This is a genomic window from Almyronema sp., from assembly GCF_052168255.1.
Classification (GTDB): Bacteria; Cyanobacteriota; Cyanobacteriia; order Phormidesmidales; family Phormidesmidaceae; genus Sphaerothrix; species Sphaerothrix epifaneia.
Genome location: NZ_JBQLZL010000042.1, coordinates 242,993 through 268,624, shown reverse-complemented (window position 1 = coordinate 268,624; position 25,632 = coordinate 242,993). Strand labels below are relative to the sequence as shown.

The 25,632-nt window shown below is 46.4% G+C and carries 24 protein-coding genes; 19 read left to right on the top strand and 5 right to left on the bottom strand.

The window, feature by feature from the left end:
- Positions 1-82: 82 nt before the first annotated feature.
- The 13 genes from ACTS3T_RS10455 to rfbB all read left to right on the top strand — a co-directional run bounded on the left by ACTS3T_RS10455 (position 83) and on the right by rfbB (position 13,821).
- Positions 83-1,276 carry an ABC transporter ATP-binding protein gene (locus ACTS3T_RS10455; RefSeq protein WP_377961413.1) on the top strand — a complete coding sequence of 398 codons (1,194 nt, stop codon included), beginning with the start codon at positions 83-85 and terminating at the stop codon, positions 1,274-1,276.
- A gap of 53 nt (positions 1,277-1,329) precedes the next feature.
- Positions 1,330-2,154, top strand: coding sequence for a glycosyltransferase family 2 protein (locus ACTS3T_RS10450; RefSeq protein WP_462934934.1), 825 nt, complete (start codon positions 1,330-1,332; stop codon positions 2,152-2,154).
- 27 nt (positions 2,155-2,181) lie between these two features.
- A complete protein-coding gene (locus tag ACTS3T_RS10445) occupies positions 2,182-3,402 on the top strand; it encodes a glycosyltransferase family protein (protein WP_377961418.1) in 1,221 nt (406 codons plus the stop codon).
- Between the two features lie 109 nt (positions 3,403-3,511).
- Complete coding sequence (locus ACTS3T_RS10440; protein ID WP_377961421.1) at positions 3,512-4,495, top strand: glycosyltransferase family 2 protein; 984 nt, start codon at positions 3,512-3,514, stop codon at positions 4,493-4,495.
- A 118-nt stretch (positions 4,496-4,613) separates the two neighbouring features.
- Complete coding sequence (locus ACTS3T_RS10435) at positions 4,614-5,858, top strand: glycosyltransferase family 4 protein (protein WP_377961423.1); 1,245 nt, start codon at positions 4,614-4,616, stop codon at positions 5,856-5,858.
- On the top strand, positions 5,858-6,787 hold the full coding sequence (locus tag ACTS3T_RS10430) for an NAD-dependent epimerase/dehydratase family protein (protein WP_377961426.1): 930 nt from the start codon (positions 5,858-5,860) through the stop codon (positions 6,785-6,787). Before ACTS3T_RS10435 ends, ACTS3T_RS10430 begins: the two co-directional genes overlap by 1 nt.
- 169 nt (positions 6,788-6,956) lie before the next feature.
- Positions 6,957-7,904 (top strand): glycosyltransferase family 2 protein, encoded by a 948-nt coding sequence (locus ACTS3T_RS10425; protein WP_377961429.1) that lies wholly within the window; start codon positions 6,957-6,959, stop codon positions 7,902-7,904.
- A gap of 262 nt (positions 7,905-8,166) precedes the next feature.
- On the top strand, positions 8,167-9,069 hold the full coding sequence (locus ACTS3T_RS10420) for a glycosyltransferase (protein ID WP_377961432.1): 903 nt from the start codon (positions 8,167-8,169) through the stop codon (positions 9,067-9,069).
- 10 nt (positions 9,070-9,079) lie between these two features.
- Complete coding sequence (locus tag ACTS3T_RS10415) at positions 9,080-10,144, top strand: glycosyltransferase family 4 protein (RefSeq protein WP_377961434.1); 1,065 nt, start codon at positions 9,080-9,082, stop codon at positions 10,142-10,144.
- Between the two features lie 67 nt (positions 10,145-10,211).
- Positions 10,212-10,763: a dTDP-4-dehydrorhamnose 3,5-epimerase gene (gene rfbC / locus ACTS3T_RS10410; RefSeq protein WP_377961437.1), complete on the top strand. Its 552-nt coding sequence runs from the start codon at positions 10,212-10,214 to the stop codon at positions 10,761-10,763.
- On the top strand, positions 10,760-11,683 hold the full coding sequence (gene rfbD / locus ACTS3T_RS10405) for a dTDP-4-dehydrorhamnose reductase (RefSeq protein WP_377961440.1): 924 nt from the start codon (positions 10,760-10,762) through the stop codon (positions 11,681-11,683). The genes rfbC and rfbD overlap by 4 nt, the downstream gene beginning before the upstream one ends.
- Positions 11,655-12,728, top strand: coding sequence for a glucose-1-phosphate thymidylyltransferase (locus ACTS3T_RS10400; protein WP_377961442.1), 1,074 nt, complete (start codon positions 11,655-11,657; stop codon positions 12,726-12,728). The genes rfbD and ACTS3T_RS10400 overlap by 29 nt, the downstream gene beginning before the upstream one ends.
- Positions 12,729-12,753: 25 nt before the next feature.
- Positions 12,754-13,821 carry a dTDP-glucose 4,6-dehydratase gene (gene rfbB / locus ACTS3T_RS10395; protein WP_377961445.1) on the top strand — a complete coding sequence of 356 codons (1,068 nt, stop codon included), beginning with the start codon at positions 12,754-12,756 and terminating at the stop codon, positions 13,819-13,821.
- A 39-nt stretch (positions 13,822-13,860) separates the two neighbouring features.
- Here rfbB and ACTS3T_RS10390 read toward each other — a convergent pair whose 3' ends face one another.
- A complete protein-coding gene (locus ACTS3T_RS10390; protein WP_377961447.1) occupies positions 13,861-15,030 on the bottom strand; it encodes a DegT/DnrJ/EryC1/StrS family aminotransferase in 1,170 nt (389 codons plus the stop codon).
- Positions 15,031-15,142: 112 nt separating this feature from the next.
- On the opposite strand from ACTS3T_RS10390, the gene ACTS3T_RS10385 reads away from it, so the two are divergent.
- Genes ACTS3T_RS10385 through ACTS3T_RS10375 form a run of 3 tightly spaced genes read left to right on the top strand, consistent with a single transcriptional unit; the run spans position 15,143 to position 19,043 of the window.
- Positions 15,143-16,267 carry a glycosyltransferase family 4 protein gene (locus ACTS3T_RS10385; protein WP_377961450.1) on the top strand — a complete coding sequence of 375 codons (1,125 nt, stop codon included), beginning with the start codon at positions 15,143-15,145 and terminating at the stop codon, positions 16,265-16,267.
- Positions 16,268-16,303: 36 nt separating this feature from the next.
- Positions 16,304-17,746 carry an undecaprenyl-phosphate galactose phosphotransferase WbaP gene (wbaP, locus tag ACTS3T_RS10380; RefSeq protein WP_377961453.1) on the top strand — a complete coding sequence of 481 codons (1,443 nt, stop codon included), beginning with the start codon at positions 16,304-16,306 and terminating at the stop codon, positions 17,744-17,746.
- Positions 17,733-19,043, top strand: a complete 1,311-nt coding sequence (locus ACTS3T_RS10375; RefSeq protein ID WP_377961456.1) for an O-antigen ligase family protein — start codon at positions 17,733-17,735, stop codon at positions 19,041-19,043. The genes wbaP and ACTS3T_RS10375 overlap by 14 nt, the downstream gene beginning before the upstream one ends.
- Here ACTS3T_RS10375 and petL read toward each other — a convergent pair.
- Complete coding sequence (gene petL, locus ACTS3T_RS10370) at positions 19,008-19,103, bottom strand: cytochrome b6-f complex subunit PetL (RefSeq protein WP_377961458.1); 96 nt, start codon at positions 19,101-19,103, stop codon at positions 19,008-19,010. The genes ACTS3T_RS10375 and petL overlap by 36 nt on opposite strands.
- A 68-nt stretch (positions 19,104-19,171) precedes the next feature.
- On the opposite strand from petL, the gene aroB reads away from it, so the two are divergent.
- Entirely contained in the window at positions 19,172-20,287 is a 1,116-nt protein-coding gene (gene aroB, locus ACTS3T_RS10365) for a 3-dehydroquinate synthase (protein ID WP_377961460.1), read from the top strand.
- A 277-nt stretch (positions 20,288-20,564) separates the two neighbouring features.
- Positions 20,565-21,485 (top strand): DMT family transporter, encoded by a 921-nt coding sequence (locus ACTS3T_RS10360; protein WP_377961461.1) that lies wholly within the window; start codon positions 20,565-20,567, stop codon positions 21,483-21,485.
- A 79-nt stretch (positions 21,486-21,564) separates the two neighbouring features.
- On the opposite strand, the gene mraY is transcribed toward ACTS3T_RS10360, so the two are convergent.
- Together mraY and ACTS3T_RS10350 are read right to left on the bottom strand one after the other, a co-directional pair.
- Positions 21,565-22,662 (bottom strand): phospho-N-acetylmuramoyl-pentapeptide-transferase, encoded by a 1,098-nt coding sequence (gene mraY / locus ACTS3T_RS10355; protein ID WP_377961464.1) that lies wholly within the window; start codon positions 22,660-22,662, stop codon positions 21,565-21,567.
- Positions 22,663-22,809: 147 nt separating this feature from the next.
- Positions 22,810-23,046: a DUF3134 domain-containing protein gene (locus tag ACTS3T_RS10350; RefSeq protein ID WP_377961467.1), complete on the bottom strand. Its 237-nt coding sequence runs from the start codon at positions 23,044-23,046 to the stop codon at positions 22,810-22,812.
- A gap of 240 nt (positions 23,047-23,286) precedes the next feature.
- On the opposite strand from ACTS3T_RS10350, the gene ACTS3T_RS10345 reads away from it, so the two are divergent.
- On the top strand, positions 23,287-23,886 hold the full coding sequence (locus tag ACTS3T_RS10345) for a PAP/fibrillin family protein (RefSeq protein ID WP_377961469.1): 600 nt from the start codon (positions 23,287-23,289) through the stop codon (positions 23,884-23,886).
- Here the strand turns inward: ACTS3T_RS10345 and ACTS3T_RS10340 are convergent.
- Positions 23,883-25,331 carry a hypothetical protein gene (locus ACTS3T_RS10340; protein WP_377961471.1) on the bottom strand — a complete coding sequence of 483 codons (1,449 nt, stop codon included), beginning with the start codon at positions 25,329-25,331 and terminating at the stop codon, positions 23,883-23,885. The genes ACTS3T_RS10345 and ACTS3T_RS10340 overlap by 4 nt on opposite strands.
- Between the last annotated feature and the right edge of the window lie 301 nt (positions 25,332-25,632).

The following is a 25,632-nucleotide window of genomic DNA, read 5'->3' as shown; positions in this document are numbered from 1 at the left end:
GGAGTCAATTAATTGACTCAATAAAACGATTTTTAGCTTAAAAAGCGTACTTTAAAGTTTGTTAAAATTACCAACCAACTTTATGCCCAGCGAAATTGCAATTTCTATTGAGAGTATTTCTAAAGTATTTAAGCGATATGCTAAACCAACCGATCGCTTAAAAGAGATACTATTACCTGGAAAGCAAAGAGCTGATGAATTTTGGGCTTTAAAGAATATAGACCTAAAAATTCCTAAGGGTCAAACAGTAGGCTTAATTGGTCAAAATGGTTCAGGCAAAAGTACTATTTTGCAAATTGTCGCTGGCGTTTTGAAGCCTACTTCAGGCAGAGTATGGGTAAATGGCACTGTTTCTGCCTTGCTAGAGCTAGGGAGTGGTTTCAATTTTGAATATACAGGTCGTCAAAACGTCTTTTTTTATGCTCAACTATTAGGTTTAACAAAATCACAAGTAGAATCTAAGTTCCACGAGATAGAGCAGTTTGCAGAAATTGGTGATTTTATAGACCAGCCAATCAAAACGTATTCTAGTGGTATGACGATTAGACTAGCTTTTGCTGTTGCCACTCAGGTAAATGCTGAAATTTTAATTATTGATGAAGCATTAAGTGTGGGTGATATGTACTTTCAAGCAAAGTGCATTGAAAGAATGAAGGAGATGAAGCAAAAAACAACTATATTGTTTGTGAGTCATTCGATATCGACTGTGCGTAATTTCTGCGATCGCGCAATTTGGATTAAAAGTGGTGAAATAGCTGCAGACGGAGAATGCTCGGTCGTTTGCGAGTCTTATCAAGATAGTATTGGAAAACTTAAAAAGTCTTTAGGAAAAAACAACAGACATGTATCCGATAACGTTGTTGCTGAAGATGCTTATGTTTTTATTAAAAAAGTAGCTACAGATAAAAAAACTTATATGAGTGGTGAAGATATTGAAATTGAAATTCAACTAGATTTCTTTAAAAAGTTGATCTCTTGGGGGGTTGGCATTCTTATTCATAATAGTTCAGGCGACATTGTGACAGTAATTAATACTATTAGAGACGATATTGAAATTCAAGAAGAACACAACAACATTTATCTAAAGATTGAAAAAAATCAGTTTATTCGAGATGAATACTTTCTCTCTATATCAATTGTTGACAACCTGGCGCTTTGTCCTTTTGCAAAACTAGACTATTGCACCAGTTTTTTTGTGGAAATACAAAAAAACAAGTTTGGCATTCCGGTTGCCGAAGGATTTTTTAGAACAAACCACCATTGGTCATTCTCTTGATTTTGTTTTGACAGGCTCGCCTAAAAGAAGTATTAACCTTAAAAAGATTAAGTATGTTTCCCTTTAAAAAGAAATATCTGAAATTTTATCGTCCTCGAAAAGTTAATAAATTAACAATATGTGGTCTTTTGAGAGTCCGAAACGAAGAGCTTATTTTGCAAGATACGTTAGATCACTTGTCAGAATTTTGTGATGGTCTGATTTGCTACGATGATGCTAGCACTGACAAAACCTTTGAGATTTTAATGTCTCATCAGTCTGTTGTTGAAGTCATCCAAAATTTGAAGTGGTTAGCTGAACCAACACAACGTATAGAAAGAGAAACTTTAGATAGAAAAACGCTTTTAGATCGGGCTGAATTTTATAAACCATCTTGGCTGTTTTATGCTGACGCTGACGAAAGATTTTTTGGAAATATTAAAGATTTCCTCTTTTCAGCAGAAGCCTTAAAAGTTGATGGCATCAGAATTCAGCTGTTTGATGCGTATATAACTCTTGACGATCAAGCTCCTTTTTGTCAGGGCAAGCAGTTGAAAAATTTTAGAACTTTCTTTGGCCCAGAAAGGCGAGACATTTTAATGATCTGGCGCAACTCTGATAATTTTCGCTATGAGGGACTAGATGCGAGAGAACCAAAGTACGATCTAAAGATGAACATAATTACCAAGTTTTATTGCCAGCATTACGGCAAATCTTTATCTATTGATCACTGGGAAGAAACTTGCCAGTATTATATCAATCATTTCCCTTTTGTTCCTTATGGAAAAAAATGGACGGAAAGACAGGGAAAAGCTATTCATAGCAGCTCTGACTTTGGTCGGCCTCTCTATCAATGGGGTGAAGATCTGTTTTCAAACAGCGTCAGAATTCACCCATAATTACAGAAGCGCACTGTATATAAATCAATGCCCGCTAGAGCTTTACTAACTAACCATCACTTTAAAAATTTTGCAGGCTCAGAACTCTTAACGCTTGATCTATATCAAGCATTGATCAACCGAGGCTATGAGGTTGAAATTGCAACTTTTTTGTATGCTGACCCTTTAAAAGAACACTGTCAAAAGCTAGGTATAAACGTAACCAATATATTAAGAGATTCTTTACAAAGCCAAGAATACGAGCTTGTTTGGAGTCATCATTTTCCGGTATTAGTAAAAGTTGTCTTGGAAGACAAGATTAAATTTAGCAAATTGGTGTTGAGTAGCCTGTCTCCTTATGAACCCTTAGAATCGATTCAAATATTCGACAACTTAGCGAGTACAATTGTTTGCAACTCTTATGAAACCAAAAAAAAGCTAGAAACTTACTTAAGTGAAGATAGCACAAACAAACTTCACGTCTTCCCAAATTCAGTACCTTCTTCCTGGTTTAGATTTTTTGACAGTCAAAAAACGCTGTCAAAAACTATACAAAAAATAGCTATAGTAACCAATCATCCACCTCAAGAACTTTTGGATTTTCAGAAATATGCCGTAAGTCAAAATTATACTGTTGAAATAATTGGCGCACAACACAAGTTTGCGCTAGTAACACCAGAACTTCTCAGTTTTTATGACGTCATAATTTCAATAGGCAGAACAGTTCAGCACTGTATGGCAATAGGTATTCCCGTATATTGCTATGATCATTTTGGTGGGCCGGGGTGGATCACTCCTGAAAACTTAAAAAATGCAGAGTTTTTTAATTATTCAGGGCGGTGCTGTAAGACAATCCGGAATCATTACGAGATTTTGGATGACTTGTGTAATGGTTACGGGGCGGCTCTTCGAACAGTTCCCTATTTGCAAACATACGCTCGGGATTTTTATAGCTTTGATAAGAACTTTGACTGGGTTTGTAAAGAAATTGGTGTTGAGAATAATCTCAGTGAGAGCGCAGTTAAAAGTGTTGAGCTTCCTGATGAGATAAGAATTAAAGTTGGTTTTTTGTCTCAGTTGTACATTCGCGTGCTGTATGAATCCAATGAATTAGTTGCACAACTGTCTAAGTCTCAGCTTGAATTTCAGCAAGCCAACATTGAATTGAATAATTTAAAGCATCTTCTTCAATCCATAGAAAAAAGCAAGTTTTGGAAAGTGAGAAAAGCTTGGCTGCGGCTAAAACACATGCTCGGCAAACATACTTAAAACGTAAAATCTAGCTTTTTCATTAGAGATATTTTCAAGCAATGCCAATATGAAAATTTTTACTTACTTTAATACTTTGTTCTGTAGTTTTAGCCTTTAACTTATCAAAATGACGATAAAAGCATCGGTTATAATTCCAACTAAAAACCCAGGAAAGCAATTTCACAACGTTCTTAACGCTGTATTGAGCCAAAAAGCTCCTTGGCCGTACGAGGTAATTGTTATTGACTCAGGTTCAACTGACGGTACGTTGGATTATTGTCACAAGTTAGCTGGTAAGCTGCGCCTAATTGAAATCTTACCTGAAGAATTTGGGCACGGCAAAACCCGCAACTATGCTGCATCTCAAAGCATGGGAGAATTTGTTGTTTTTTTAACTCACGATGCTTTACCTAAAGACGAAAGCTGGCTTTCAAACTTAGTAGAAGCAACTAATGAATCAGAAACTATTGCTGGTTCTTTTGGCCGTCATATAGCTTATCCTAACGGCAATCCATTTAATGCTCGAGACTTAGAGCTTCATTTTGATAACTTTTTATCACATCCTTCTATAGTTAATATAGATAGCTTAGAAAGATATCAAACCGATATTGCCTACAGACAGTTTTTGCATTTCTTTTCGAACAACAATTCTTGCATCAGACGGTCGGTACTTCAAAAGATTCCATTTCCCGATGTTGATTTTGCAGAAGATCAAATTTGGGCTATGAAAGCCTTAGAGGCCGGCTATTCAAAAAGATTTGTTAATGACGCTATTGTCTTTCACTCACACGATTACTTTCCTTTCGAACTATTCAAAAGATCCGTTGATGAATCGAGGGCATTAGCAAAAATGTTCGGCTATCAACTTTGTCCTAATCTATATCAGTTATTTTTGCAATCTATTAAGACAACTATTAGAGACTTAAAATTTGCTTACAGAAAAAAACTCTTTTTAACCAACCCTTTTTGGTCTTCAATTTCGCCCTTGCTTAATTTTTCTAAGCAGTTAGGTTTTTATGTAGGTCAAAGACTAACGCGGCAGAACAATGATTTTCTTTTGGATAGGATGTCACTTGATAGAGCCATGAAGCAGGGAAAAAGGAAGCTATAAAAGGTAAGCCCACTATTGCACGATGATTATCCATCCTATAGAACTAGTAGCTAACCTGTAGAAAAAGCAAATGATAGACAAAGCGAAAAGGTTTATAAATAACTAAAGTGAAAAGGCAATGTCAATTTTACTCAAAGTAAAAAGGAAACTCTTTTCAATAAAGATGAACCTTTTGAAATTTGGCTTTAAAGGATATTGTAAATATGCTTTAAAGCGATTGAAAGCTTCGATTTTAGGAAAGCCTGATCAGTTAGAAGGTAAAACTGACATAATTTCATACTATAGCTTTGTCTCATATCAGCCTTTTGGAAACAGACATAATGCTGCTTTATTAAAAGACAAAAAAAGCATTAACTGGGTTATCCCAGATTTTAGCGTCGGGTCTGGTGGGCACATCAATATATTCAGATTTATTGATGGGTTAGAAAAACGAAACTATAACTGTTCGATTACGATTATTGAACCTTGTCAGTTTTTAGAAGCTAATGTTGCTAAAGAACGGATAAACCAAAATTTTAGACCTTTGCAAGCAGAAGTATTTATCGGCAAAGAAAATATGCCCCCAGCATGGATTACCTTTGCAACCAGTTGGACAACTGCTTACGCCGTACGAAATTTCCAGAGTACAGTTCACAAATGTTATTTTGTTCAGGACTTTGAACCATTCTTTTATGCTAGGAGCAGTGAGTATTACTGGGCTGAAGAAACGTATAAGTTTGGTTTTTATGGTGTTACGGCTGGTAAGTGGCTGGCTCAAAAGCTAGCTAAAAGCTATTCAATGAAGACTGATTATGTTGGTTTTTCATATGATAAAGATTTGTATGCTGCTAAGTCTGAAAAAACTGACAGCGAAGTCAAAAAAATATTTTTTTATGCTCGACCTGTGACGCCTAGAAGAGGGTTTGAACTCGGTCTATTGACGTTGACCGAAGTTTCAAAATGTTTTCCTGATGTTGAATTTGTTTTGGCTGGTTGGGATACGACTTCGTATCACATTCCCTTTAAGCACATTAGCCTTGGAGTCGTTTCTCTAAAAGAACTACCAGATATTTACAGTCGTTGTTACGCAGCGCTTGTACTATCTTTTACTAACTTGTCACTTTTGCCACTGGAATTGATGGCGTGTAGGTGTCCGGTGGTTAGCAACTCTGGTTCTAATGTGAGTTGGCTTTTAAATGAGCAGAACTGTCTATTAGCAGAACCTAACGTTGAGAGCCTTAGTACCGCTCTTTGTTCATTACTGAGAAACGAAGACCGGAGAGAAAAAATTGCAGACGCAGGCTTAAATTTTGCCCTTAGCACAAGTTGGGATGTAGAGTGCGATCGCTTTTCAACTATTGTTGACAGGATGATAAATGATTAATGGCAAATGATCGTTGTCTGGTAATCGGCGGCTCAGGATTTTTAGGCTCTCATTTATGTAAAGCTCTGGTTCTTCAGGGGGCAAAGGTCAATATTCTCAGTAGAAAAGTTGATTCTGTATCCTGCGCGCAATATGCCGATCTTTTTTGTGGCAGTTTGCAGGATGTAGAAAGCTTAGAAGCCGCGATCGCAGGTTGCAGTGTCGTCTACCATCTTGGTTCATCTAGTATTCCTTCAACATCAAACCTTGATCCAAAAAGAGATATAGAGAACAACCTTAAAGGAGCGGTCAACCTCCTAGAAGCTTCACTGAAAGAAAACGTCTCCAAAATTATATTCGCTTCATCCGGGGGAACGGTATATGGCGTGCAGCCCGCTATGCCAATATCCGAAAATTCTTGCACTAACCCAATTTGCTCTTATGGTGTTGTTAAACTCAGCATAGAAAAATATTTGCACATGTACTTTTCCTTATACGGATTAGACTACTGCGCTCTTCGCATATCCAATCCGTTTGGAGAGGGGCAAGGATTGGGTCGTAAACAAGGCGCAGTTTCTAACTTTATAAGCAAGCACCTTCAAGGGGAAAGGGTAGAGATTTGGGGTGATGGTAGTATTGTGAGAGACTATATTTATGTGGGTGACGTCATTTCTGCCTTTCTCAAAGCAAAAGATTATACAGGCACCCACAAGGTTTTTAATATAGGTACGGGTGTTGGTCGTAGTATTCTTCAGATTCTACATTCAATTGAACAAACTTTTAATTGTTCAGTTGAACGAACCTACAAACCTTCTAGATTGCTCGACGTTCCCAAAAATATTTTAGACATTGAGTTGGCTAAAAAAGAATTAGACTGGCAGCCTGTTGTTTCATGGGAAGAAGCCTTAACTAGGACTTATTACTATTTAAAGGCGGAATGCCTTAAATAGCAAACAAGCAACATAGGTTTTAGTTTCTAGATTAGCTATATTTGCCTTATTTTTTGTTTAAACGGATCCTAGCTAAAAGATTGATTTTTAACTAAAAACCTAAATCGCTATAGTCAGATTTAGATCTATTATTTGTTGTCTGCTGTCAACTTAGAACTCGCAAACAAACGTGTATAAAGTGCTTGCCTATATTACTGCTTACTGTGATGAAAGTGCAGTTAAAAAGTGCATAGCAGGTATTTTTAAGCAAACGTACGCAGTCAATAAAATCTTTGTTGTTGATAACTCGCCAAAACCGCTAAATATTTTAGAGCCTGAAACTGGATTAGTCGTTATTAAAAGTCATCCAGAAAATATAGGAATTTCAGGTGGGCTTGTCAAAGCTGTGGATTTTGGACTTCAAAATAACTATGATTTTTTGTGGATGTTTGATCAAGATAGCATTCCCACATCAGATTGTTTAAGTCAGTTAGTGGCTACATTTGATAGCTACACGTACACAAGAAATGTCAGGGTTGGAATTGTTGCGCCAGTTCCTCTAGATATGCGGACAGAGCAAGTAATTATGCCTGCTGAATTTAGAAACGATCATTTTAAGGCTTTTGCTAAAACAAGTTTTGACTCGCCGTGTTTTTGTGATGCGCCTATTACTTCGGGATCTTTGCTTCGTCTAAGCGCTACAACCACGGTAGCGCCGCCTGATAGCAGGCTCTTTATTGATGGAATAGATCTAGATTTTGGCTTACGGCTCAGGCAAAAAGGATTTCACAATATTTTCGTTCCGGGGGCAATTTTGCATCATAACTTTGCGACTCCGGTTAAATTTAATTTTTGGGGTGTTAAGAAAATACTTCAGCGTTACTCAGCTTTGCGTTACTACTATATATGTCGCAACCATACTTATCTAGAGTTCAAAAATTCTCAAGGTTTTTATAAGCTAACTTGCATTTATCGGCGTCTTAAAGTCTTATTGATGAAAACTTTATCTATTTTGCTGGTTGAACCCAATAAGAAGTTTGCAAAAATTTGGGCTTGCTTTTGCGGTACCTATTATGGTTTTCGCGGAAACTTAGATAGGCAGTTTGACCAGAGTATTAAGAGAGCGTTGAAAAAGTGATCTACTGTAGCTTTAGACACCTGCTGATCCCCCTGCACCTAAGCAGGGGAGGTAAAAGCTCCCTTTTTATAAGGGGGATTTAGGGGAGAATCTCCACTTTTTCGACAAAAAATAGGACTTTTCAAATAGCCTCTAAAGCTTTTTTGCTAGAAAATCGTCAATTTTAATTGATTTTGATCGCAATCGTTTATTTTTTAATTTGTTTTTCTGGTAAAAGTCAACTTTTCCTTATTAAGTCAATTTGTTAAATACTTGAAAAGCGATGGCTACCTTCTATTTTTTGGTAGTTAATTATTATTCCACTAGCTTTATCCATAAGCTGTTGAATTCAGGGAACTTAAATCATCACAATTGCGAAATTATTGTGGTAAATAACGCCGCTGATGATCTAGAAATTAAAACTCTATCAAAGGTTTATAAATCACTAACCGTTATCGAAACAGGCGAAAACTTGGGCTTCGGTGGTGGTTGTAATAGGGGGCTCAGTTGGATATATCAGCAAAATCCTCATGCTTATGTATGGCTGATTAATCCAGATACGACTTTGGATGCAAATGCTATTTCATACGTCAAGCGTTGTCTCAAAAAGTATCCCAAGCTAGCCATTTTGGGTACTCGTATTCGCGATAGTGGGGGAAATGCCTGGTTTGAAATTGGGCGTTTTAACCCTTGGAGTGGAGCGGTAACTCATTTGCAGCCTCGTTTTCAGTTGGCTGGGCAGCAGCATTTAGATTCGGCGTCTTCTCTTATTGTTCAAAGTCGCTGGGTTTCCGGTTGTAGCCTGGTCGTGAACCTGTCTCAGTTTCAGATCTGTCCAGCTTTTGATGAAAATATGTTTTTGTACTATGAAGATAGTGAATTTTGTGAACGCTATCGACGTCAAGGGAAATTGGTCGCGGTTACGCAAGCAGCCCTGGTCACTCATGCCGTTTCTGCCACAACTGGACAATATCCACGCCTAAAGCTGGCCCATGCCACTTTTAGCAAACTTTACTTTTTAAAGAAATATGGTCTGCCAAGTGCTTTATTTCTTAATTTAGCTTATTTACTAACACGCAGCTTTTGGGAAAGAATAACTGGTAAAACTGAGATGGCCGTTGGGCGCTGGCAGGGTATCAGGCAGTTTTTAAAGTTTAATTTAACAGGGCGCAAAGGATCGCTTTAAGGATGTTCTTATGATCTTAGTTAACCTTGCTTATTTACTCAGTAAACCGACAGGCACGACTACATACGCCCTCAACTTACTGCCCCACTTAGAACCTCTCCATCCTTGCTGTTTGGCGACGCCTAGCAGTCAGCTAATGCAGTATCATTCTGTGCCTAGTAATATGACTGCTGAGTTTGGTATGGCAGGGCATTTACGGCGATTACTGTGGACACAATTTCGCTTACCTCAGATTTATCAGCAACAAGCGGCTCAACTCCTCTTTTCACCTATTACTGAAGCACCCCTGAGAAGCCGCTGTCGATTTGTAGTTACGGTTCATGATCTGACGCCGCTCAGATTTCCAGCGCTTTTTTCATCTTTGAAGTGGTTATATCGCTACTATGTGCCTCAAGTGTTACAAGCAGCGGAGCATATTATTTGCGATTCTGAGGCGACTGCGAGTGATATTGTTACGTTTTACGGCATCAAGGCTAACAAAATTACACCCATTTTGCTGGCTCATGATGCTAATCAGTTTCGGCCACTAGAACTAGCGACTAAAAATTATTTTTTAATATTGGGCAGACATGCGCCCTACAAAAACATATCAGGCGCGATCGCGGCATTTGCCCAACTACCTGAGCGCGATCGCTATGAATTATGGATAGCTGGGCCTTACGATTCCCGTTACACCCCTGTACTCGAATCACAAGCCGCAACGCTAGGATTAGCTAGCCACATTAAGTTTCTTCAGTACGTTCCTTACGCTCAGCTCCCTCAGCTCTTGAGTCAGGCGATCGCCCTCGTCTTTCCCAGTTTTTGGGAAGGATTTGGGCTACCTGCGCTAGAAGCTATGGCTTGCGGTACCCCTGTTATTGCCTCAAATTTATCTTCTTTGCCAGAAGTGACCGGATCCGCTGCTTGGCTGATCGATCCCCATAACACTGATGAAATGGCAACAGCGATGCACGCGATCGCCACTTGCCCCCCACTCCGGCAGCAGCTAAGCGAAGCAGGCTTGAAAAGAGCCAGCCAGTTTAGCTGGGAAAAAACAGGAAAAGCGACTGTAGCCGTTTTGCAATCTTGTCTTTAACTCACACGATTGCCTAACAGCAACAGATGATACAGTCTTCAGGAGATAAAAATAGGTCGGGTCTGCTGTGAAAATTACTGAAACCGCTATTTCTGACGTTCTGATTCTTGAACCTCAAGTCTTTGGTGATGAACGCGGTTTTTTCTTCGAGAGCTTTAACCAAAGAGTGTTTGTCGATAAAACGGGGCTAAATCATACCTTTGTTCAAGACAATCATTCTCGCTCCAGGCAAAATATCTTGCGGGGATTGCACTATCAAATTCAACAGCCTCAGGGCAAGTTAGTCCGCGTTATTAGCGGCGAAGTGTATGATGTCGCTGTCGATATTCGCCGTCACTCCCCTAGCTTCGGGCAGTGGGTAGCGGCTGTACTCACTGCTGAGAACAAACAGCAAATTTGGGTGCCACCTGGATTTGCTCATGGCTTTTACGTTCTCTCAGAAACAGCCGATGTCCTTTACAAAACCACCGAATATTATGCACCAGAGCATGAACGCAGCATTATGTGGAACGATGCGGATCTAGCGATCGCTTGGCCTCTAGTCGCCGCCACCCCCATCCTATCGACCAAAGACCGAAATGCTGTTCCTTTCAAAATGGCTGAGGTGTTTGAATCATGAAAATTTTATTGCTAGGCAGTCAAGGTCAACTGGGCCAAGAATTGCAGTTAACGTTACCTAGCATTGGGGAGGTGACCGCTTGGAACCGAGCCGACATTGATTTGACCGATCTAGACAAAATTGTCCCGGCTGTTGTGGCTCAACAGCCTGATGTCATTATCAATGCGGCTGCCTACACCGCCGTCGATGCCGCCGAAAGCGAACCAGCCCTAGCCCATCAAATCAACGCTGCCGCCCCAGAGTGTTTAGCCCAAGCAGCCGCAACCTGCAAAGCTACGCTTGTGCATATTTCAACTGACTATGTTTTTGACGGTCAGCAAAACCAGCCCTATCAAACGGATGCGGCTACCAACCCCTTAGGGGTGTATGGCCAGTCTAAGCGCACTGGCGAATTGGCCATACAAGCGGCCACCCCTCGCCATGCGATTTTGCGCACGGCCTGGGTTTATGGAGCCAAAGGCAAAAACAACTTTGTCAAAACCATGTTGCGTTTAGGGGCTGAGCGGCGCGAACTCCGCGTCGTCTATGACCAAATAGGCAGCCCTACCTGGGCTTATGACCTTGCTCAAGCGATTACCCAGCTAACACCTCAGCTCAACGAGCAAACTTTTGGCACTTATCACTACACCAATAGTGGTGCCATTAGCTGGTATGATTTCGCCGTTGCCATTTTTGAAGAAGCCAGCGTTCTTGGCTATCGATTGCAGATCGACCATGTTCAGCCCATCACCAGTGACCAGTATCCAACGCCAGCAAAACGGCCCGCCTACTCAGTCTTGGCCAACGAGAAGCTAGCGCGGTTAATCGGTCAAACCGCTCCTCACTGGCGGGTCAGTTTACGCAAAATGCTCCAGGAAAACCTGCAACCAAACACCGCAATCCAGCATGACCATGAAGGCGCTAATTTTATCAGGCGGTAAGGGTACCCGGCTACGTCCCCTCACTCATACGGGCGCAAAGCAACTGGTTCCCGTTGTTAACAAACCTATTCTCTGGTACGGCATTGAACAAATTGTTGCAGCCGGGATTACAGACATTGGGATTATTATCAGCCCTGAAACTGGCACCGAGATTCAACAGATAACAGGAAATGGTGATAGATTTGGTGCCAAAATCACCTATATTCTACAAGCCAATCCTGATGGACTAGCCCATGCGGTTAAAGTTGCCCAGCCCTTTCTGGGCGAGGCCGCTTTTTTGATGTATCTAGGCGACAACCTGATTCAAGATAGCCTGAGCGATTTTGTCGAAAAGTTTGTGCAGCAGTCACTAGATGCCCTGATCTTGCTGAAGCAGGTCGCTAATCCAAACGCTTTTGGCGTAGCTCAGTTGAACGAGCAAGGGCAGGTCGTCAAACTAATCGAGAAACCAAAGCACCCCCCCTCTAACTTGGCGCTGGTTGGCGTCTATTTGTTTGCCCCGACGATTCATGAAGTCATTTCGACGCTGAAACCTTCTGCTAGGGGCGAGCTAGAAATCACAGATGCAATTCAAATGCTGGTAGATGCGGGTCAAACGGTGGCCTCGCAGCAGCTACAGGGATGGTGGCTAGATACCGGAAAAAAGGATGATTTGCTGGCTGCCAACCAAATTATTTTAGACGACACGTTATTTAGCTCGATCGCAGGTCAGGTTGATGCAGCCACGAAAATTAGCGGGCGAGTGCAGATTGGCGATGGATCTCAAGTTATTAACTCTACGATTCGTGGGCCAGTCGTTATTGGTCAAAACTGTCATATTGAAAATTGCTTTATTGGATCCTATAGCAGCATTGCAGATGGCGTCAGGCTAATTGACGTTGAGATGGATCACAGTGTTGTCCTAGAAGGGGCGGTTATTGAAGCCTTACAGCAGCGGATTGTTGATAGCTTGATTGGCAGACGGGCAAAGTTGGTTTACAGTCCCAAACGACCTAAGGCATCGCGATTTATGATTGGCGACGATTGCCAAATTGAACTGACTTAATTGAATAGGATTAAAGGAAAAAGCATTGCAGTCTCAAAACACCCTAATTACTGGTGGAGCCGGGTTTATTGGCTCTAATTTTGTTCGTCATTGGCAACAGAAGTCGGCGACGCTGATTGTCTTAGATGCGCTGACCTATGCCGGAAATCGGGCGACGTTGAGCGACTTAGAAGGGCAAAAGGGGTTTCATTTTGTCGAGGGCGATATCTGTGAGGCGCAGTTGGTTGCTCACCTGCTAGCTACTCACGCTATCGACACCATCGTTCACTTTGCGGCTGAATCTCATGTCGATCGCTCTATTTCTGGGCCGGCTGCTTTCATTCAAACTAACGTGGTGGGTACGTTCACGCTGCTAGAAGCCTTTCGTCACCATTGGGAGGCGCAGGGCAAGCCGGAGCATTTTCGCTTTCTGCATGTCTCTACTGATGAAGTTTTTGGCAGTCTTGGCTCTGAGGATCCAGCTTTTAGTGAAACCACACCCTATGCACCCAATAGTCCTTATTCGGCTTCTAAGGCGGGTAGCGATCATCTGGTTCGAGCCTACTTCCATACCTACGGCTTACCCACGCTGATCACCAACTGCTCTAACAATTACGGGCCGTATCAGTTTCCGGAAAAGCTGATTCCGTTGATGTGTGTGAATATTTTGCTGGGTAAGCCGCTACCTGTGTATGGCGACGGTCAAAATATTCGTGATTGGCTGCATGTCAAAGATCATTGTCGAGCCATAGAAAGGGTCTTGCTTCAGGCTCGGCCAGGTGAAACTTACAACATTGGCGGTAACAATCAGGTCAAAAATATTGAAATTGTTGAGCAACTCTGCGACTTGATGGATAGCGATGCGGCTGAGTTGCCGGTTACGCCAGCGCGCCAACTGATTACTTTTGTCCGCGATCGCCCAGGGCATGATCGCCGCTATGCCATGGACATTAGCAAAATTCAGCAAGATCTAGGCTGGCAACCGCAGTACGATTTTGCGACGGGGTTAAAGCAAACAGTCGCGTGGTATTTGGCTAATCGTCGTTGGTGGCAGCCGCTGTTGTCGAGTGAATATCAGGGCTATTATGAAGCGCTGTATGGCGATAGGGGCTGATGGAACAGAGAAGAGGGGAGATGGGGAGAGAGGAGGGGGTTAATTGTGGATGCCTAAGTTCTCGACAATCACTTGGGCAATGTTCTCGACCGTCTTGAGTTCTAGCTCTGGCCAAATTGGCAAGCTCAAAACCTGCTCAGCCAGGGCTTGGCTGTTGGGGTTAATCGGGTACTGATCGCAGTAAATCGGTAGGCGATCTTGCGGCACCGGATAATAAATCATGGTACTAATGCCCTGGTCAGCTAGGGCTTGCTGAACGCGATCGCGTTGACCGTTCAAAATTCGGATGGTGTACTGATGAAACACATGACCATCAGACATCGTGGGGGGAATTACGCCCGCTACGCCCGTCAACAACTGATTGTAGGCTTGGGCGACCTGTCGTCGCTGCTGGTTCCAGGTATCGATATAGCGCAGCTTTACCTGTAAAATCGCCGCTTGCAGCGCATCTAGACGCGAGTTATAGCCCAACATTTGATTGCGGTAGCGCTCTTTAGCACCGTGAACTCGCAGCATTCGAGCCAGATCTGCGATCGCGTCTTCATGGGTGACAATTAAACCACCGTCGCCATAGGCACCCAAATTTTTAGTTGGGAAGAAGGAAAAAGCGCCAATCTGGCCGATGGTGCCGACCCGCTTGCCCATTAAGTCTTGGCGCACGGTTTCAGCACAAGCCTGCTGACAGCCTGCGCAGTCTCCCTTATACACCGCACCAAACGCCTGAGCGCAGTCTTCAATCAGCTTGAGATTGTGTTCAGCCGCAATTTCAACTATCTGAGCCATCGCCGCCGGATTGCCGTAGAGATGCACAGGCATAATCGCTTTGGTTTGCGGCGTCACTTTAGCCAGAATTTGCTGCGGATCGAGATTAAACGTGTGGGGATCAATATCGACAAAAACAGGCTTAGCCCCAACGCTACTGATCGACTCGGCGGTAGCAAAAAAGCTAAATGGGGTTGTAATCACTTCATCGCCAGGGCCGATTCCTAGCGCTCTTAGCCCGATGATGAGGGCATCGGTGCCTGAGTTAACGCCAATGGCGTGTTTGACTCCCAGGTAAGCCGCCGCTGCCGTCTCAAACTGCTGTACGACGCTACCCAAGATAAATTGACCTGATTCTAGTACCTGATTAACTGCCGCTTGAATCTCAGCTTTGATTGTTTGATACTGAGGCTTGAGATCGAGAATAGGAATCTTAGTTTGACTCACGGCAGTGTCTCAGATGCTGAAAAAACGGCTTTAATCACTGGTTAGGGCAAGCAACTCGCATGACCATCCGCATCAAACTTTAACATGTCTCTATGTTTACTCAAATAACGCGATGAAAGTGGCGATCGCCCACGAATGGTTTGTCAGCCATGCCGGATCAGAAAAGGTTGTCGAGCAGATTCTACAGATCTATCCCCAAGCCGAGCTATATAGCCTAGTCGATTTTTTGCCAGCCGAGCTGCGCTATTTTATCCAGCACAAACCCGTCAACACGTCTTTTATTCAAAAATTACCGCTAGCAGCCAAAAAGTTTCGCCAGTACCTGCCGCTGATGCCACTGGCCATCGAACAGTTTGACCTATCAGCCTATGACCTGGTCATTTCTAGCAATCACGCCGTTGCTAAAGGCGTCCTCACGCGCCCTGATCAGCTTCACATTAGCTATGTGCATACGCCTATTCGCTATGCCTGGGATCTACAGCACCAGTATTTGCAGCAGGCTGGCTTAAACAAAGGCTTAAAAAGTCCCCTAACCCGGCTGATTTTGCACTACTTACGGCTGTGGGATGTGGCTAGCGCCAATCGGGTAGATTGTTTTGTGGCTAACTCGCGCTATATTGCTCGCCGCATCTGGCGCACTTACCGCCGTCCGGCCAAAGTCATTTATCCCCCCGTCAATGTCCATCGTTTTCGCCCCGACTTGCCGAGAGAAGATTTTTACCTGAGCGTCTCTCGCTTTGTGCCTTATAAGCGAGTTGATCTAACGGTGCAGACCTTTGCCCAGCTAGGGTTGCCGCTGGTGGTAATTGGCGATGGCCCACAGCGGCAACAAGTAGAGGCGATCGCCCGTCCGCCTATTCAGCTACTCGGTGCCCAACCCGATAGCGTTGTCACAGACTATATGCAACGTTGCCGCGCCTTTATCTTTCCCGCAGAAGAAGATTTTGGCATTACCCCTGTTGAGGCTCAAGCCGCAGGTGCCCCCGTGATTGCCTACGGACGCGGCGGTGCGACAGAGACGGTCATTCCCGATAAAACCGGACTTTTATTCGCCCAACAAACAACGGCAAGTCTGGCTGAGGCGGTTAAAACGTTTGAGCAAATGCGATCGCGCTTTAGCCCCCCACAAATTCGCCAGAATGCCGAACGCTTTAGCATCGAACGCTTTCAGCAAGATTTTCAAGCTTTTGTCGCCGCAACTTACCTGAAATTTCAGCAAGGTGATGTCCTAGAGTAGTTACGGTGATGCGGCGGCACTTCCGGTACACCTGTAATGACTCTCTATCGAACCCTCCAACCTGCGGTAACTCAATTTAAGGTTTTAACCCGTCCCCTACCCACCATTGGCCTGCTGCTAGTTTCTGATTTTCTGGCGCTTTTTCTAGCCAGTTGGCTGAGTGTAGAGATACGGCTATTTTTTGATGGCCAATTTACCCGCGAGTTGTATGGGGCACTTTGGCCAGTGCTGTGCGTGTTTATAGTCGCCTATGGCATTGCGGGTTTATATCCAGGAATTACGGTTAGCCCGGTGGATGAACTGCGGCGAACCAGTTTGACAACAACGCTAATTTATCTGGCGCTTGGCTCAGCTATTTTCTTATTTCGCGAAGGCGAAGCCTATTCTCGCAGCATTTTCTTGATGGCCTGGTTGTTGTCTATCGCTTTTGTCTTATTAGGCCGCTTTGGGCTGCGATCGCTGTTTGCCCCTTGCCGCTGGTGGGGCTATCCGGTGGTGGTGCTAGGTGCAGGCAAAACGGGGGAAATGGTGATTCGGATGCTGCAGCGGCAGCCGCAGATTGGCCTTAAACCCGTGGCAGTGCTTGACGATAACCCTCAAAAGCACGGCGATTTAGCGGGAGTGCCTGTGATTGGCGGCTTATCCCTGGCTCCCATCCTGGTGCGGGAGCAGCAAATTCCCTATGCGATCGCGGCCATGCCAGGGGTGCCCCGTGAGCGGCTGCTCAAACTGCTTAGCCTGCACGGCCAGACCTTTCCGCACATGCTGGTGATTCCTGACTTGTTTGGCATTGCTAGCCTTTGGGTAGCTGCCCGCGATTTAGGTGGCATTTTAGGCTTAGAAATTCGCCAGCAGCTTTTGCTGCCAGGGCCGCGCTTGCTAAAAGCCCTGCTCGACTACAGCCTGACGTTAATCCTGGGCATTTTAGCCTTGCCGCTAATTGGCCTGATTGCGATCGCGGTACAAATCGATTCACCAGGGCCAATTTTTTATGGACACACCCGCATCGGCCAAAATGGCAAAATTTTCAAAGCCTGGAAATTTCGCTCAATGGTGAAAAATTCCGCTCAGGTTTTAGAGCAATATCTCTCTAGTCACCCTGAGGCTAAAGCGCTCTGGCTGCGCGACCAAAAACTGCAACGCGATCCGCGAATTACCCGCGTTGGCGCTTTTTTGCGGCGTACCAGCTTAGATGAATTGCCTCAACTCTGGAATGTGCTGCGTCGCCAGATGAGTCTGGTCGGCCCCCGACCGATTATTACTGAAGAAATCTGGCGCTATGACGACAAGTTTGAGCTGTATCTGCAAGTCTTACCTGGAATTACAGGGCTTTGGCAAGTCTCCGGGCGCAACCATGTCCCCTATGAAGAACGAGTTAATCTAGATGCTTATTACGTCCGTAACTGGTCGGTCTGGCTCGATGTTTATATTTTGATTCGCACTTTTTGGGTGGTCATCACTGGCTATGGGGCCTACTAATCTGGTTAAACCGTCTGTGCGGCCTACGCTGGCCTATCTGGCAACCGTCAGCTTGATTTTGCTGCCCTTTGTTAATTGGGTGGGTCTGATTGGGTTTGTGCTGCTCATGGGGCTGTGTCTCTATGCCTCAGGGCGAGAAATTTGGGCTTGGCTGTGGCAGCGGGGCTGGGTGGCGCTAGCTGTGGCTTTGGTGATAGGCACCTTGTTTGCTAGCGATCGCCCAGAAGCCCTGCTCCAACTGAGCAATTTTTTACCCTATTTTCTGCTGCTAGGGGTGCTAGTTAACGGGTTGCCGACTCTGCCACAACCCTTAGCCCAGCTAGAAGAATGGGCTAGCTGGCTAACGATCACCACGATGCCGATCAATCTGCTGGCGATCGCTGAATATAGTCTCATGTCTCCGAGCGCGATCGCTCAGTCGCCCCAGTCGCCCGTGCTAGCTTGGCTCTATCGCCTTAGCCTCGACGAAAATTTTGGCCACCGCGCCAACGTTATTTTTGATCATCCCAATACCCTAGCCTGCTACTTAACGCTGGTTTTAGGCTTAAACCTGGGTTTACTGTTGAGCCAGTCTCCCCGGTCTGAAAGGGTTGGGGCTTGGCCTTTTTTAGGGCAACGTCTTCGGCAACAACCGCTATGGCTTTATCTATCGGTGGCGCTAATTTTGGCAGGTATTTTTTGCGCGGGTTCGCGCAATGGCTTGCTGGTGGCGATCGCGGAGGTGGTCATCGTTACGATCTGCGGGCAACGGCACGGCTATGTCAAACTGGCGGGCTTAGGCGGTATCGTTGCGATCGCGGCTTCGGCTCTTTGGGGAGGTGTCGGCGGACGTCAGCTTTCGGTCAGTCTTTTTAGTGACGATCCGCGTTTGGCTGTCTGGCGGATTGCCCTTGAGCATATTCAAGCGCATCCAATTTGGGGCATTGGGCTGGGCAATTACAAGCTGTTGTATGTGCCTAACAGCATTCCGGGTTATGAGCGGATTTACCATGCCCATAACTTTTGGCTCCACCTCGCCGCCGAAGCCGGACTGCCAATCGCGATCGCCTTTACCTTCCTGGTGGGTTGGGGCTGCTATCGCGGCACCCGTGCTTTGCTACAAACAAAAATTCCCCCCGCTCAGCGATGGCTGCTTGGGGGGTACGGACTGGCTTTTCTTAGTTGCGGGCTGTTTTCGCTGTTTGATGTCACCCTCTATGAGGCCCGGGTTAACCTTTTAGGGTGGCTGAGTTTAGCCGTGATCTATAGCGCCCCTGATCTGTTAGATCAGCTTAGCGGCCCGCAAGCCAAAGAATAGGCCCATAGCAGTGCCAAAAGCTACACCGAGTAAAAGCAGGTAAGTAATTGCAGCGCCCATTGCGTTCGTTCCTCATAACTTGCTAAGAATTATTGAAGCACGTCCGCTTCCCTTCTCGCATTCAACCTATGAAATCTATTCTTTCGGTGGCGCTGCCCCAGCAAGCCTACAATGTTGTGATTGCGCCCCAAGTGCGAACACAGGTAGGGGCTTGGCTGAGCGATCGCCAGCAGCCTTTACTCAAACCTGGGCAAAAAGTGCTGCTGGTGTCTAACCCAGTGATTTTTAAGCATTATGGCGAACAGGCGATCGCCTCGCTCACTCAAGCTGGATTTCAGGTGAGCCACTGCATTTTGCCAGCCGGAGAGCGCTACAAAACCCTGAAGTCCGTGCAAAAGCTCTACGATGCCGCACTGGCAAACCGTCTAGAACGGGGTTCGGCGATGGTAGCGCTGGGCGGGGGGGTAATTGGCGACATGACGGGGTTTGCTGCCGCTACTTGGCTGCGGGGCATTGCCGTAGTGCAAATGCCAACTTCGCTGCTGGCAATGGTGGATGCCTCTATTGGTGGTAAAACCGGGGTGAATCATCCCCAGGGCAAAAATCTAATCGGGGCTTTTCACCAGCCGCGTTTGGTTCTCATTGATCCGCAAGTTTTAAAGACGCTGCCTGCCCGTGAGTTTCGGGCGGGCATGGCGGAGGTGATTAAGTACGGTGTGATTTGGGATGTGGATTTGTTTGAACAGTTAGAAGCGGCAGAACGGCTCGATCAGCTTCGCCATATTTCAGCCGATTTGCTGCAATCTATCCTCACCCGCTCTTGCCAAGCCAAAGCGGAAGTGGTGGCTGAAGATGAAAAAGAAGGCGGGCTGCGGGCAATTCTTAACTATGGTCACACCCTTGGTCATGCGGTCGAAAGCCTGACGGGTTATCGCAGTGTTAACCACGGTGAAGCGGTGGCGATTGGGATGGTGGCGGCAGGGCAAATTGCGGCGGAGATGGGTTGGTGGACTGAGGCCGAATGCGATCGCCAGCTAGCTTTAATCCAAAAAACAGGGTTGCCCACACACATACCAGCAGAACTGTCGATTAACGATATTTTGGAAACCCTGAAAACTGACAAAAAAGTCAAAGACGGTCAGGTACGGTTTGTATTGCCAACACGCATTGGTGAGGCGAAGGTGACTAACCAGGTTGAAGCGAGTGTAATTCGCCAGGTTTCAGAGCAGCTACAAGCCCCGTAGATTTTGCCTGTTAAGTCTGCAAAAGCACGAGTAGAACGGATGCATCTGAAAGACTGCTTGAAAAGTCCTATTTTTTGTCGCAAAAGTGGAGATCCTCCTAAATCCTCCTTAACGAGGGGGACTTTTGATTCCCCTTGTTTCAGCAGGGGACAGGGGATCAGCAGGTGTCTAAAGCTACAGCAGATCACTTTTTAAACGCCCTCTGAAAGGCTGTATGAAAGTGTGAGCAAGTAGCCAACGCTAAATACTGACCTAGTCGCCTTAATCTGACTCATCTATGTCTGCCTACTTATTAAACGCTGGGTTTAGCTTCACAGGAGAACTGGCAGCTTTGGTAGCTGCTTTTTTGTGGGCTGTTTCAACGGTTATTTTTGGCCGCCTGGGTAAACGCCTTTCGCCTTTGATGCTCAACCTGTCTAAGGGTCTTCTGGCGATCGCGTTTGTGGGTTTAACCTTGGGGCTGCGGGGAAGCCAGCCCTCAAACATTGAACCTCTGGCGTTAGGCTTACTACTGCTCAGCGGCATCATTGGCATTGGCTTAGGGGATACGGCTTACTTCAACGCCCTCAACCATCTGGGTGCGCGTCGGGTTTTGCTGATGGAATCGTTAGCCCCGCCAATAGCCGCCCTCATCGCCTGGATTTTTTTGGCTGAGGTGCTATCGCTAAGTGCCTGGTTAGGTATGTTGCTGACGTTGTTGGGGGTGAGTTGGGTCATTTCTGAGCGGGTGCCCGATGTCAATCCGGTGCAGGCTCATCCCTGGCGCGGGGTTTTGTGGGGGCTTTTAGCCGCTTTTGGGCAGGCCATTGGCGTGGTGCTTTCGCGGGCAGCGCTGACAGGTACAGGCATTGATCCGCTGTGGAGTACGTTGCTGCGGCTGGTGGGAGGTGTGATCACGCTGCTGGTTTTGCTGTTAGCCCAAAGGCGATTGGGGCGAGATGCTCAACCGCTGCGATCGCCTCGTTTGGTAGGCGTTGTTGTTGTCGCTGCTGTTTTAGGCACTTACCTGGCTCTTTGGCTACAACAAACGGCGCTCAAGTTTGCGCCAACGGGTATTGCCCAATCCCTCATGGCGACCAGTCCGCTCTTCATTTTGCCGATTGCGCTTTGGTTGGGCGATCGCGTCAGTTTGCGAGCTTTAGGAGGCGCTAGCGTCGCGCTAGTTGGAATTTGGCTACTGTTTGTTCAGCATTCATAACTCCCATCGCAAAGCGCTGTCCTGACCAGTCAGAACAGCGCTATTCACTCAGTATTCAGCTAGCGGGCGATCGCCTTGCTCAGGCAAGCGTTGCCAGAGCCACCAGCGCAAAAATAGCGGTTATGCCATAAAAAGTCGCTACGACCCGCACCTCAGACCAGCCAGATAGCTCAAAGTGATGATGCAACGGAGCCATTTTAAACAGGCGCTTACCAATGCCGTCAGGCCCTTTGGTGGCTTTATAGTAGCTAACCTGCAAAATGACAGACACCGTCTCCGCAAAAAAGAGCAGCGTTACCACCAACAACCCAAACAAATTGCCGCTGAGAATGCCAACGGCAGCCAAAGCCCCTCCCAGGGCTAAAGAGCCTGTATCGCCCATAAACACTTTGGCCGGGTTGCGGTTGTGAGCCAAAAAGCCCAAGCAACTGCCACTTAAAGCCGCACAAAAAACCATCAGGTCAGGGTGAGACGGCGCTACCAACGCCCCCAAACCCAAAAGCGCGATCGCGCCAGTTCCCGCCATTAGGCCATCTACGCCATCGGTTAAATTAGTGGCGTTGCTTTCAGCCACCAAAACAAACCCAGCCAGCGGCCAAAACAGAAAGCCCAACGGTAAAGACAGTCCCAAAGGCAAGGTAACCGTAGTCAAGGATGCTGGCTGAGTACCCAGCACCCAAAGACAAAACAGCACAGCAAAACCAATCTGCAGCGCCAGCTTCATTTTGGCAGAAATGCCTTTGTTAGAACGCCGCCGCAGCACTTGCCAGTCGTCTAGCCAGCCGATGAGTCCATAGGCCAGCGTTAAGGCAGAAACGGCCAAAACATGGTTGGAAAAGCCCGTCAGCACCAAGGCCACGACAACGGCTACTGGCACAAAGAAAATACCGCCCATAGTTGGCGTTCCGGCTTTTTTGAGGTGGGCTTGCGGGCCTTCTTCCCGAATAAACTGCCCAGCCTTGAGCGCCCGCAGCAACGGAACCGCCCACAGACCTAAACCTGCGCTCAAAACCGCTGCTAACAGCAACGGTAATCCCAAAGAATTCATGCCTAAAAACGACCGTGCTGCGATCGCATCTAAGGCGATCGCAGCGACTCCCAAGCTGCTAGTAATGATCCACAGCAGCTTTATCCCTGACAAATCAATCGACTTCGTCGAGAAAAATTTAGCATCCACGGCAAACCCTTTACACTCACACCACACCTTTCACGCCAAAATAGCAGCTTCAGTAAAACCTGCGCTATTTTGGCCAAACGCTTATACTCAGCTTGATGACAGGCCACAATAACCCGACATTGACTACGACCAACCGCTCAATGGGTTTTAGTCGTCATCTAAATCGAGATCATCGTCCTCGTCTTCTTCAAAACTGTCGTCATTCCCCATGAGGTCGGTAATTTCTTCGTTGTCGGCTTCAGACTTGACCACTTCAACCGGATCGCGAGCAATCAGTCGTCCTGATTTTTCTAACCAATCCAAGATGGAAGCGTTTTGCTGTAGGGGAATCACCGCTGCTGGCTGATCGCGCGGAATTTGTCGCAGTGAGGGGTTGTATACCATAGTTAAATTGGCCTCTCCAAAATTGAGGTTCAACAGCGTTGGTTAGTAAAAACGGTCTGTTTGCTGGGATAATTTCACCGCAACTAGCCGCTCGATTCGTGCCATGACGAGTCTACCATTGGATGGATAGCCCATCTTCTAGCATATGTCAATCTAATATCAACAAACCGCGACGTTTAGACATATTTCTTGTAAAAAAGCCTGAGTCGGGTGAATTGCTGAAAGGGGAAGGAATCTAGCATGTTAGCAAAAGCTGAGCTTAAAGCGGCGATCGCCACAAAAAACCGTGGACTTTCAGCTAGCCCCACTGACAAAACAGCTATCTTAGCCGCGATCGCCCGCTTAGAAGACTACAACCCTACTCCAAAGCCATTAGAAGCGCCAGAATTGTTAGCTGGCGACTGGCGCTTGCTCTATACCTCTAGCCAAGAGCTGCTGGGGATTGACCGCTGGCCGCTGTTAACGCTGGGGTCAATTTATCAATGTGTGCGTCCGACTGAAGCTAAAATTTACAACATTGCCGAGGTGAGCAGCCTACCGTTTTTAGAAGGGCTGGTAGCGGTTGCCGCCACCTTTGAACCTGTTTCTGATCAGCGAGTCAACGTCCAGTTTGAGCGCGGCATTTTAGCCCTGCAGCGGCTAGCAGACTACCGTTCACCTCAACAGTTCATTCACAAGCTGCAAAATACCCCCAAGCTGTCACTTTTGCAGGCCATAGACTTTAGTATTGACCGCGATCGCCAGCAGGGATGGCTAGAAATCACCTATTTAGATCACGATCTACGTTTAGGTCGTGGCAACGAAGGCAGCGTGTTTGTTTTGAGTAAGACCCACCCTTAAATGGTGGCTTCGTCTATCGGGGCGGCGGGCGACTCAGCCTCCTCGCGCCGACTCAGCGATAGCCCCTGCTGCCACACCCGCCGCCGCTGCTCAAAAGCCAGCAGCAACAGCCCCCAAGCCAGCAACAGCATCAGTAGCGCTGCGGCTAAACTCACCTGTTCTAGCCAGGAGACTTGAAAAGCCGCGATCGCCACCCAAACCAAAAGGCCAATGGGCAATAAGTTTTGCTGAACTTGTTTGAGCGATCGCAGTGACAACCCCGTCACCAAACCCCGCGTTTGGTAAAAGTACCAGTCCCACAACGCTTGACGGGGTGCAGGCTGAAAGCAAATCGCCGCCGCCAACGCCTGCAAACGCTGACTTTGCCATGCCAACAAAGCTGACAATATCCCAGCTAGCAATAGCGGAAATCGAGCCGCCGCAAAGTCTAAATCCAAAGCCACCCACTTGAAGGGCGTACCCAGCCCCGCTAGCTTTTCTTGCTGGGTGCTAAAGTCAGCTTCCAGTAGCGCGATCGCCTGAGCCAGTTCTGCTTGTAGCGCTTGCTGCTGGCTAAGCAGGGTGTTCAAATCTTGAGTCAGTTGATTCGCAGCGGTTTCTAAGCTGGTGGGTAGCAATTTTTCAACCGCAACGTTAGCGATCGACTGTGTTACCCCCACCTTGCCACGGGCACTTCGCCACCAGTCATTGTCGGCGGGCGGACGAACCGCTAGCGTCGCCACCCGGTCTTTGATGGTTTCAACTTGTGTCTGTAGTGCAGTCGTCTGCTGAGCGAGCGGGGTCGCTGCCGGAATGGCTTTCACCTGCCGCTGAATGGCCTCAGTCTGCACCAGAATATCGTCAGCTTTACCCTCAATTTCAGCGCCAATATCCTCCAATCGCCGATTCAACTGGGCAAACCGGGGATCAATAATTTCACTGCGCAGGTAAGGCGTCAAAACGGCTCGGAGGGCATCAATTTCATTCACCTGCTGAATTTCTGCGGCTAAAGTCGGTGTTAGCGCCAACTCGGTGGGTGGGGCACTTTCTGCGGTTGACGATGGCTGTTGAACGGGGACGAGCCTTGCCGCCGCTGGCTCAGCGCTATCGGGGTTAGCAACCGCAGAGGGCGCTTCAGAGCGAATTTCCTGCACGACTTGATCTAAACTGGCAAAATCAGCAATCAGCGCTTGGGCTGTTTCATCGGCAGCTTGGTTGATCTGCTCACGATAGGGCTGAGTCGCCTCAATAGCAGCCTCTAGCTGCTCAAAACTGGGTTGTATTTGCGCAAGCTGTTGGCTATGGGCTTGAGCCTGCGCGATTTGGCGACTCAGGCTGATAAAGGGCTGTAACGTCAGCACTTGAAATATCAGCAAAATTACCATTGCTAACCCCAACCACTGACCAACTCGCTCAAAGCGATCGCGGGCTTGCGTAAACACTGCTTGGCGAAGATCCCTATCCATTGCAACGGCTCGTGTATCTCATTTGTTACAGCTTTTGTTATGGCTAAAGGCAAAAGGCGGCAGAGGGCAGAATGAAAGGTTTTCTGTTAGCAGCTTACGCCATTGAAATGGTTTAACGCTTGTGGCTACAGCGCTAGACATTAGCAATAGGCTCAATAGGCAAAGCATCACAGCCCCCCTTAGCACTTGTCAATTTAGCGCTTGTCAATCGGCGCTGGCGTCAGCCACTTCTGACGCCTCACCCTGTTTTTAGCGCTCAAAAACACCCTATCCGCAAATGGTCTAGGATAATTGACACGGA

Coding starts and splice junctions, on each gene's coding strand:
- ACTS3T_RS10455 (WP_377961413.1), top strand. CDS start 83: ATGCCCAGCGAAATTGCAATTTCTATTGAGAGTATTTCTAAAGTATTT.
- ACTS3T_RS10450 (WP_462934934.1), top strand. CDS start 1,330: ATGTTTCCCTTTAAAAAGAAATATCTGAAATTTTATCGTCCTCGAAAA.
- ACTS3T_RS10445 (WP_377961418.1), top strand. CDS start 2,182: ATGCCCGCTAGAGCTTTACTAACTAACCATCACTTTAAAAATTTTGCA.
- ACTS3T_RS10440 (WP_377961421.1), top strand. CDS start 3,512: ATGACGATAAAAGCATCGGTTATAATTCCAACTAAAAACCCAGGAAAG.
- ACTS3T_RS10435 (WP_377961423.1), top strand. CDS start 4,614: ATGTCAATTTTACTCAAAGTAAAAAGGAAACTCTTTTCAATAAAGATG.
- ACTS3T_RS10430 (WP_377961426.1), top strand. CDS start 5,858: ATGGCAAATGATCGTTGTCTGGTAATCGGCGGCTCAGGATTTTTAGGC.
- ACTS3T_RS10420 (WP_377961432.1), top strand. CDS start 8,167: ATGGCTACCTTCTATTTTTTGGTAGTTAATTATTATTCCACTAGCTTT.
- ACTS3T_RS10415 (WP_377961434.1), top strand. CDS start 9,080: ATGATCTTAGTTAACCTTGCTTATTTACTCAGTAAACCGACAGGCACG.
- rfbD (WP_377961440.1), top strand. CDS start 10,760: ATGAAAATTTTATTGCTAGGCAGTCAAGGTCAACTGGGCCAAGAATTG.
- ACTS3T_RS10400 (WP_377961442.1), top strand. CDS start 11,655: ATGAAGGCGCTAATTTTATCAGGCGGTAAGGGTACCCGGCTACGTCCC.
- ACTS3T_RS10385 (WP_377961450.1), top strand. CDS start 15,143: ATGAAAGTGGCGATCGCCCACGAATGGTTTGTCAGCCATGCCGGATCA.
- wbaP (WP_377961453.1), top strand. CDS start 16,304: ATGACTCTCTATCGAACCCTCCAACCTGCGGTAACTCAATTTAAGGTT.
- ACTS3T_RS10375 (WP_377961456.1), top strand. CDS start 17,733: ATGGGGCCTACTAATCTGGTTAAACCGTCTGTGCGGCCTACGCTGGCC.
- petL (WP_377961458.1), bottom strand. CDS start 19,103: ATGGGCGCTGCAATTACTTACCTGCTTTTACTCGGTGTAGCTTTTGGC.
- aroB (WP_377961460.1), top strand. CDS start 19,172: ATGAAATCTATTCTTTCGGTGGCGCTGCCCCAGCAAGCCTACAATGTT.
- ACTS3T_RS10360 (WP_377961461.1), top strand. CDS start 20,565: ATGTCTGCCTACTTATTAAACGCTGGGTTTAGCTTCACAGGAGAACTG.
- ACTS3T_RS10350 (WP_377961467.1), bottom strand. CDS start 23,046: ATGGTATACAACCCCTCACTGCGACAAATTCCGCGCGATCAGCCAGCA.
- ACTS3T_RS10345 (WP_377961469.1), top strand. CDS start 23,287: ATGTTAGCAAAAGCTGAGCTTAAAGCGGCGATCGCCACAAAAAACCGT.
- ACTS3T_RS10340 (WP_377961471.1), bottom strand. CDS start 25,331: ATGGATAGGGATCTTCGCCAAGCAGTGTTTACGCAAGCCCGCGATCGC.